This is a genomic window from Thiomicrospira sp. (assembly GCF_036568485.1).
Classification (GTDB): domain Bacteria; phylum Pseudomonadota; class Gammaproteobacteria; order Thiomicrospirales; family Thiomicrospiraceae; genus Thiomicrospira.
Genome location: NZ_DATCSL010000038.1, coordinates 1 through 6500 on the forward strand (window position 1 = coordinate 1; position 6500 = coordinate 6500).

Genomic DNA, 6500 nt, shown 5'->3' on the forward strand with positions numbered 1-6500 from the left:
AACACCACAAACCCATGCGCAAACCCCTTCGGAATAAACACCTGCTCAGCGGATTCTGCCGTTAATTCTATTGCCAGATGTTGACCAAAGGTTTTGCTGCCCACCCTTAAATCCACCACTACATCTAACACCCAGCCTTGCAATACCCGAATCAATTTAGCTTGTGCAAACCTTCCTTGCTGATAATGCAAACCTCGTAACACACCAAAACTCGAACCCGACTCGTTTTCCTGCACAAAATGCACGTCATAACCCAAAGCCTTATTCAAAGCCGCTTCGCGCAATGTCTCCATAAAAAAACCGCGCTCGTCTTTAAACCAGCGCGGCTTAATCAAAAAAACACCTTCAATGGCTTGCTCAACAAATTGCATGAAGTTTTATCCTAGTATTTACCAACATCCGACCAACCCCACGATGTCCGCTGTCATCCTGAACATAGTGAAGAAACGAAGTCAGCGCAAAGCCTGAATCTCCCACCGATTGTGCACCTACTCACAAGATTCTTCACTGCGTTCAGGATAATAATCGGTATTTATTTAACCAGCTTTATTAAAGACTCAGAACCAGCTTTTTCTTGTCCATACAAGTAATCCACAATACCTGACGTATGGTTAAAGCCATGTACCAGCTGTTTTAACAACACCAACACCGCATCATAATCGTAGCTTTCAAGTTTCGCTTCCAGCTCAATATAGGCTTCGGTTAACTGCGCATAAGGGATAAAGTCTTCGTGGGCTTTCATAATGCGTGGGTGGTCGGTGCCATCGACGTTTTCGCCAATTAGCAACTCTTCATACAGTTTTTCACCTGGGCGCAGACCAGAATATTGAATCTCTATATCGCCGTTGCCCTGCTCGTCTACCACATCCAAACCGGACAGCTTAATCACGCGGCGCGCTAACTGGTCGATTTTAACTGGCTCGCCCATATCCAACAAAAACACATCACCACCCACGCCCATCGAACCGGCCTGAATCACTAGAGACGCGGCTTCTGGAATCGTCATAAAGTAACGTGTAATGTCTTTGTGAGTAACCGTAACCGGTCCACCTTCAGCGATCTGTTTTCTGAACAATGGAATAACCGAACCCGACGACCCCAGCACATTGCCAAACCGCACCATCAAAAAGCGGGTTTTAGAATATTCAACCTGCAAAGCTTGCAACGCCATTTCGGCTAAACGCTTGCTTGCGCCCATAAAGTTAGTTGGGCGCACCGCCTTATCGGTCGAAATCAACACAAAGTTACGCACGCCATTTTCCGCCGCCGCTTTCGCACATACATGCGTGCCAAACGCATTGTTAAAAATGCCTTCCTGAATATTGTGTTCCACAATCGGCACATGCTTATAAGCCGCCGCGTGATAAACCGTATTCACACTACGCTTCACAAACACCCGAGCCAACTTACGTTCATCCAACACACTACCCAAAATCGGCGTTAAACGACTCTTGCTTAATTCAGGATAACAGCGCAACTCATGTTCAATGTTATAAAGCGCAAACTCACTGACCTCAAACAGGATCAACTCTTTGGGTTGCTGCTTTAAAATCTGACGACATAACTCCGAACCAATCGAACCACCCGCGCCCGTCACCATCACCACCTGATCTTTAATACAACGATCCAACAAAGTCTGAACCGGCTGCACACAATCGCGCCCCAACAAATCTTCAATCTCAACTTCACGAATGTCCGAAAAACTAACCTTGCCCGCTACTATTTCATCCATACCCGGCAAAGTGGACACCTTAACTGGATAAGGCTCTAGCCATTCCAAAATGGCCTTACGACGCGAAGCGCGTAAAGACGGAATCGCCAAAAACACTTCCGACACATCATAATCATTAATCAAACGCTGCAAATCCGACCGGCCATAAACCTTAACCGAGCCAATAACGTGTTTTTTTAACGCCTTATCATCATCAATAAAGCCCACGACCTTTAAACCAGGTATACGCACAATCGCGTTTAACAACTGCTGACCAGACGAACCCGCGCCAAAAATCACCACCCGCTTGCGACCAAACGAGCTTTTTACACCCTGGGTTAACAGCCAGCGCATACTCATCCGTGTCACCGCAATAAACAACAAGGCCAACAACCAGCTAATCACAATCGACGAACGTGGATACTTAAGATCCAACATAAAGATCGCCGCCGCCCAAACGGCAAACACCACCGACACCGCGACAAATACCGTCACCGCAAACCGCGAGCCGATATAACGAATCACCGCACGATACAAACCTTGATTAATAAATACCGGAATCGCTAGAAAGGGCAATAAAAGAATGGCGGCATAGTAAGCCGTAACTGGAAACACCGCATCACCCAAGCGCAACCAAATCGCCAACACGGCAACAAACAAAAGCCCCACAACATCCAGCGAGACCGAAACCGTGCGCTTAGCCCAACGCGGCAAATCCACTAATTGACGAACTATTTTCATAAAAATACTTATAGATTAATTTGATTAGAGAAATCATACCACCAGGCCTGGTAATCAACACCAATGCCTCATTCAATTTATTGTCCGAAATCTCAGAATCGAGGTTTTTGCTTTTGATGCATCAAATCAATAATCTGAAGTTCACTTTTTGACTTAACAATTCTAAAAATCACAGAATACGGAAACCGATGCATTAAACAACGGCGAGTACGCTTTGAAAGTGGTGTCCACGCTTCTGGATAAGCTTGAATACGAGATAAAGCAGCGAGAAACTCGTGAACCAGTTCATAACCAAGCCCATCAAGCTCATTATTATAAAAGTCACGCGCACCCAACAAAGAACGACGAGCCTGTTCAGTAACAAAAATTTTCACTGATTAAGCTCACGCATTACCGAATCGAGACTATGCAGAGTTGCGCCTGCGTCCACCTCATCGCAAACACTTTCTGCATAAGTCGCCCAAGCTTGTTCGTGTTCATCAACAGGCTTCGAAGTAAAACTGTCCATCAACAATTCCACTAACTTAACCCTATCGATCGGAGAAAGATGTAAAGCCTCTTTAAATAAAATTTCTGCTTGCATAACTTTCGCTCCAACTCCTTGATGGTAAACATTGTAGCCTGACAGAATCAATATTCACAAGCCAAAATTAACCTGTCATCCTGAACGCAGTGAAGAAACGAAGTCAGCGCGAAGCCTGAATCTCCTACCGACTGTGCAAACCTCAAAGATTCTTCATTTTACTCAGCATGACACGGTGTATTGCAACTCTAAATGCTAACCTTTGACTCGATCCCCAGCACCCTTACCCAATACCGTCATAAAAATGTACTTAAAATAATCCTTCACACTAAGCGAAGCAATCATCCTAGCATCGGTCTCAGCCAACAACGCGGGGGTAGACATATCAATCTCACTCACTTGCGCCAAACCGGTAATGCCTGGGCGCACCGCAAACACGCCAAACGCATCACGCTCCGACGTTAACTCTTCTTGGTTAAACAAACCAGGCCTAGGGCCAACCAAACTCATCTCACCTTTTAATACATTCCACAATTGCGGTAACTCATCCAACTTAGTGCGGCGCAAAAACGCCCCAAACTTCGTAATCGAAGCCGAACTCGCCAAATGCGTCGCCACTGATGCAGTATCAACCTTCATCGTGCGAAACTTAACCAACGTAAACGGCTTTTGATGCCGCCCCACACGCTGTTGAAAAAACAACGGTGAACCGGTATCAAACAAACCAATCACGTATAAAACCACTAATACCGGAAATCCAACCAGCAGGCCTGCTAATGAAAACACCACATCAAAAAACCGAATCATAAATCCTTACCTTTAAACATTCTTTCTAGTGCCTCATCCATTGTCACCACCGGTTTCCAACCCAACAGGTCTCGTGCTTTAGAACTATCCACTTGCAAATTACCAAATAATCGATCCGCCACCGCTCCTTTACCCAACAAACGTGCCACAAACCTCATCAACCCCACAGGCACTGGCAATAACCACGACTTCACGCCAAATGCTTTCGCCACCTTGCGCAACAGCTCAGAGGTGGACACATCCACACCATCCGAAATCAAAAACACTTCATTTGCTGCTTTTGGCGAGCACGCACAGTCTGCACACAGCGCAATGAAATCGACCAGATTATCCAATGCCACCAACGAACGCGCATTACTCACCGCACCGAAAGGCAAAGGAATACCCTTGCGAACCCAATTCACCATCGTCGCAAAATTGCCCTTAGTATTCGGCCCATAAACTAGAGGAGGACGAATAATCACCACCTCCATGCCAGTTTCTTGAGCAATCTCTAACAACCCCTGTTCGGCTTCATACTTAGACAAACCATAAGGATCTATAGGAGGTTGAGTAACCTCTGAGATAAAAGCCTCACCAGGTTTGGTCATCTCACCATTCACCTTAACCGAACTTACAAACACAAACCGCTTAACCCCAACCTCCGCCGCCAAACGCGCCAAAGCTAAAGTTGCATCACGATTCACCCTGCGATATTCCGCTAAAGGATCAGCCACCTCATCCCGCATAATATGCGCCCGCGCCGCCCCATGAACTACCACATCAACACCATTCAAAAACTCAGAGTTGATGTTTGATAAGTTTGCAAGATCAACCACAACCTTCTCAACCCCATCCGGCAACCCAGTTGATTCATTGCGCACCAAAGCGGTAACCTCAACCTCGTCTGCAACAAAGCGCTGAAGCAAAGCCGAACCTACAAACCCCGTTGTCCCCGTTAAAAACGTTTTCATATTCCATCTCTGATTGAATTGTCTTCAAAAACAGTCAAAACCTTATCCGCCGCTGATTCCACAGAAAAGTGACTTTCTAAAAGCTGACGAGCATTTTCACCACACTGCTTACGCAAACCAAAAGACACAATCAAATCTCTAGCAGACCTTAACAAAGCAGCATCATCACCATTCTCAAATACAAAACCTGCTTGATGATCATTAATCATGGGCATTAAGTCATTGCCAGGATTGACACTTCCTAGAATCGGTAAATGATTCGCTATATAACCTAAAATCTTGCCTGGAAAATTATGCGCCGTATGAGAGCGAGCCAACGAAAACAAACCAATGTCCACTTCAGACAACAACACTTTAAATTCGTCTTGAGAAATAGAAGGTATCAAAGTCACATTCGTTAAAGCCTTTTCATCAATAAAAGTCTTAACTTCTTGAAAACTCTCGCCCTGCCCAACGATCACAAAATGTGCATTCGCTTCATCCTTAAGCGAATGAGCCAGACGCATTAAATTAGGCATATCCTGCGCCTTGCCGATATTACCGCCATACAACAGAATCACTTTATCTTGCAGCCCTAATTGCGCTCGCCAATGAGGCTGAAAACTAACATTACTTTCTATAGCTACCCAATTGCGTAAAACTTCAACATTCCTAAACCACGGCTGTAATTTCTGAAACACTTCAACATTTTTCTCAGACATCAAACCAATTCGGTCTGCCGCCTGATAATTCCTTGTTTCAAAAAACCTCAAATAATAGGTAACAGGTGAATGCTCGCCAATCATTTTTTCATCAATCGCCCATTGCGGGAACAAATCCCGCAACACCAAATAAGCCTTGCAATTAAAATGCCGTTTTAATTTAGCTACCAAAAAGCCAAAAAAAATCGATGGTGAGTAATACACAACACCATCGACTTTCATCGAACTCAGCTCTGGCCTGACCGCTTGCCACGCCCTAAAAGACAACAAACTTTCATTAACTAAACGCCTAACACGGGATACATCTTTTACAGGACCGGAGCGAAACCGCCAAACACCAATACCATCCAATGACGCTTTAACTAACTTTGTAGATTGCGAAGCCTTGCCTGGTGTTAGTACCGTAACCTCATGCCCTCGAGCCTTTAACTCAAGCGCCAACTCATGCAACATCTTGGCATGCACACGCGTACTATCTGGCAAATAATCATCACTAATAACCAGAAGATGCATCAATACTTCTTCCAAACCACGCGATTCACATAATCGGTGTAACTATGAATAATGCGCACAATTTTATCGGAGACATTTGGCATTGAGTAATCATCGACCAAACGCAGCAATCGATCATCACCTCGCGGCTGCTTGTCCAAAATGGCCAACGCTTGTAAAAGACGGTCACTATTAACCCCAACCATCATCACAGCACCTTCCTCCATCCCTTCCGGGCGCTCATACGCTTCGCGTAAATTTAAAGCAGGAAAATTTAAAATTGATGACTCTTCATTAATCGTACCGCTATCAGATAACACCGCTTTGGCAGATAATTGAAGCTTGTTGTAATCCATAAAACCTAACGGCTTAAGCAAGCGAACATGTTCATGGAACTTAACACCCAAAGCATCGACGCGTTTCTGCGTTCTAGGGTGTGTAGAAACAATCACCGGCATTTGATAAGTTTCTGCAACTGTATTAAGCGACTCGACCAATTTTACAAAGTTCTTTTCTGAATCAACATTTTCCTCACGGTGCGCACTCACTACAAAAAATGCATGTTCTTTCAA

General features: G+C 44.9%; 8 protein-coding genes. All 8 read right to left on the reverse strand.

Annotated elements, in window-relative coordinates:
- Window positions 1–371 (reverse strand): dTDP-4-dehydrorhamnose 3,5-epimerase family protein (locus VIM91_RS03465; RefSeq protein WP_331863430.1); only part of this gene is annotated, 371 nt, incomplete at its 3' end.
- 161 nt (window positions 372–532) lie between these two features.
- Window positions 533–2452, reverse strand: a complete 1920-nt coding sequence (locus tag VIM91_RS03470) for a nucleoside-diphosphate sugar epimerase/dehydratase (protein ID WP_331863431.1) — start codon at window positions 2450–2452, stop codon at window positions 533–535.
- Window positions 2453–2544: 92 nt separating this feature from the next.
- The gene (locus VIM91_RS03475) at window positions 2545–2826 is read right to left on the reverse strand and encodes a type II toxin-antitoxin system RelE/ParE family toxin (RefSeq protein ID WP_331863432.1); all 282 of its coding nucleotides are present in this window, start codon (window positions 2824–2826) and stop codon (window positions 2545–2547) included.
- Entirely contained in the window at window positions 2823–3035 is a 213-nt protein-coding gene (locus VIM91_RS03480) for an addiction module protein (protein WP_331863433.1), read from the reverse strand. The genes VIM91_RS03475 and VIM91_RS03480 overlap by 4 nt, the downstream gene beginning before the upstream one ends.
- Window positions 3036–3230: 195 nt before the next feature.
- Window positions 3231–3782, reverse strand: a complete 552-nt coding sequence (locus VIM91_RS03485; protein WP_331863434.1) for a sugar transferase — start codon at window positions 3780–3782, stop codon at window positions 3231–3233.
- On the reverse strand, window positions 3779–4735 hold the full coding sequence (locus VIM91_RS03490; RefSeq protein WP_331863435.1) for an SDR family oxidoreductase: 957 nt from the start codon (window positions 4733–4735) through the stop codon (window positions 3779–3781). Before VIM91_RS03490 ends, VIM91_RS03485 begins: the two co-directional genes overlap by 4 nt.
- Window positions 4732–5964: a glycosyltransferase family 4 protein gene (locus VIM91_RS03495; RefSeq protein WP_331863436.1), complete on the reverse strand. Its 1233-nt coding sequence runs from the start codon at window positions 5962–5964 to the stop codon at window positions 4732–4734. The genes VIM91_RS03490 and VIM91_RS03495 overlap by 4 nt, the downstream gene beginning before the upstream one ends.
- Window positions 5949–6500 (reverse strand): UDP-N-acetylglucosamine 2-epimerase (locus VIM91_RS03500; RefSeq protein WP_331863437.1); only part of this gene is annotated, 552 nt, incomplete at its 5' end. The genes VIM91_RS03495 and VIM91_RS03500, both read right to left, overlap by 16 nt.